The following is a 1,510-nucleotide window of genomic DNA, read 5'->3' on the forward strand; positions in this document are numbered from 1 at the left end:
GCGTGGTGGGTAACTACTATTTTGAAGCAGAATCTCTGTTGTACAGAGTGCTTGCGCTACTTGTTTTGGCATTTGTTGCTGGATGGGTTGCCGTTCAAACGACAAAAGGGCAGGCCTTTGCGAAGTTGGTCTCTGAAGCTCGTTTAGAGATTCGTAAGGTTGTATGGCCTACTAAGCAAGAGTTGACCCAGACGACAATGATAGTTGTTGTTTTTGTGTTAGTGGTTGCGCTTATTTTATGGGGTGTCGACTCCCTGATCGGCTGGATTGTTTCCAGTATTATAGGGTAGTAGGAGAATCACGATGTCCAAAGCTTGGTATGTAGTTCATGCCTATTCAGGTTACGAAAAGCAGGTAATGCGCTCGTTGCAAGAGCAGGTTGCTTTGAAAGGCTTGGAAGCAAAATTTGGTGAAATACTGGTTCCTACAGAGGAAGTGGTAGAAATGCGCGAAGGTAAAAAGCGCAAGAGTGAGCGTAAGTTTTATCCAGGCTACGTTCTTGTGCAAATGGAAATGGACGACGATGCTTGGCATTTGGTTAAGTCCACTCCAAGAGTGTTAGGCTTTATTGGTGGTACTGCTGAAAGACCTGTGCCAATTACTGATCGTGAAGCTGATACGATTCTTCAGAAGATAGAGACGGGTGCAGAGAAACCTCGTCCTAAGACCTTGTTTGAAGCTGGTGAAGTGGTTCGGGTTATCGATGGGCCGTTTGCAGACTTTAATGGTGTTGTTGAGGAAGTAGATTACGAGAAGAGCCGCGTTAAAGTAGCGGTTCTGATTTTTGGTCGCTCTACCCCTGTCGAACTAGAGTTTGGGCAAGTAGAAAAAGACTAAGCAAGTAAGATTTTATCTGCTCACTTTGCGAACTGCAAAGTGGGCTTTTTCTGTCTATACGGGGAGCTATTGAAGCGTTTGAACCCGAAGGAGTAAAAAATGGCAAAGAAAGTTGATGCTTATATCAAGCTTCAGGTAGCCGCTGGTAAAGCGAATCCAAGTCCGCCGGTTGGTCCTGCACTAGGTCAGCACGGTGTTAACATCATGGAATTCTGTAAAGCGTTTAACGCTCAGACTCAAGGTGTTGAACCAGGTCTGCCAGTTCCTGTTGTAATTTCTGTATATAGTGACAAGAGTTTTACTTTTGTCATGAAGACCCCACCTGCATCTATTCTGTTGAAGAAAGCTGCTGGTATCACTAGTGGTAGCGGTCGTCCTAATACTGAGAAGGTTGGAACTGTTACTCGCGCTCAGTTAGAAGAAATTGCTAAAACTAAAGACCCTGACTTAAATGCAGGTGATATGGATGCTGCAGTAAGAATTATTGCTGGTACAGCGCGTAGCATGGGACTTAATACTGAGGGTGTTAACTAATGGCAAAATTAACAAAGCGCCAAAAGTTGGTGCAGGAAAAAGTTCAAGCAGAAAAAGCGTACACGGTAGAAGAAGCGGTAGCTTTGCTTGCTGAGCTTTCAAACGGTGTTAAGTTTACTGAGTCGGTAGATGTTGCTAT

3 protein-coding genes and 1 pseudogene are annotated in these 1,510 nt (G+C 44.4%); all 4 read left to right on the forward strand.

What is annotated here, in order from left to right:
• Window positions 1-290 (forward strand): preprotein translocase subunit SecE (gene secE, locus A3757_RS00915; RefSeq protein ID WP_068738997.1); only part of this gene is annotated, 290 nt, incomplete at its 5' end.
• Between the two features lie 13 nt (window positions 291-303).
• Window positions 304-837 (forward strand): transcription termination/antitermination protein NusG, encoded by a 534-nt coding sequence (nusG, locus tag A3757_RS00920; protein ID WP_068507438.1) that lies wholly within the window; start codon window positions 304-306, stop codon window positions 835-837.
• A 99-nt stretch (window positions 838-936) separates the two neighbouring features.
• Window positions 937-1,371: a 50S ribosomal protein L11 gene (rplK, locus tag A3757_RS00925; RefSeq protein ID WP_068507436.1), complete on the forward strand. Its 435-nt coding sequence runs from the start codon at window positions 937-939 to the stop codon at window positions 1,369-1,371.
• A pseudogene (locus A3757_RS00930) lies at window positions 1,371-1,510 on the forward strand (50S ribosomal protein L1); the annotation flags it as partial. The gene rplK and the pseudogene A3757_RS00930, both read left to right, overlap by 1 nt.

This window comes from Oleiphilus sp. HI0117, assembly GCF_001635235.1.